The sequence below is a fragment of the Pseudomonas sp. PME37.24/006 genome, assembly GCF_055556635.1.
Genome location: NZ_JBVHNL010000014.1, coordinates 1 through 438, shown reverse-complemented (window position 1 = coordinate 438; position 438 = coordinate 1). Strand labels below are relative to the sequence as shown.

Below are 438 nucleotides of genomic sequence, written 5' to 3'. Positions count from 1 at the left end.
CGAGGACGGTCGGCTGGTAGAAGTACCCGGGTCCCGGGATGGGAGAACCGCCCACGGCCACGCGCGCGCCCTGGGCGACGGCGCTGTCGACGAGGGAGGCAACCTTGTCGCGGGTGGCGGCATCCACGAGGGGCCCGACGGTCGAGGTGGGATCGGTGCCGCGAGCCGGGACGAACGCCCCGATCCGCTCCGCGAAGCGGCGGGTGAATTCCGCCGCGACCGACTCGTGCACGAGGAAGCGGTTGGCTGCGACGCACGCCTCGCCGCCGTTGCGCATCTTCGCGAGCACGGCGCCGTCGACAGCGGCATCCAGGTCGGCGTCCTCGAAGACGAGGAAGGGGGCGTTGCCGCCGAGTTCCATCGACACCCGGAGCACCTGGGCCGCCGAGTCGGCGATCAGACGCTGGCCGACGCCGGTCGACCCCGTGAAGGAGAGCT

At 72.4% G+C, this 438-nt stretch carries 1 protein-coding gene; it reads right to left on the bottom strand.

Annotated elements, in window-relative coordinates; all coding sequences use genetic code 11:
- Nucleotides 1-438: aldehyde dehydrogenase family protein (locus ACZ3GY_RS23650; RefSeq protein ID WP_465912169.1), on the bottom strand; the 438-nt coding region annotated here is incomplete at both ends.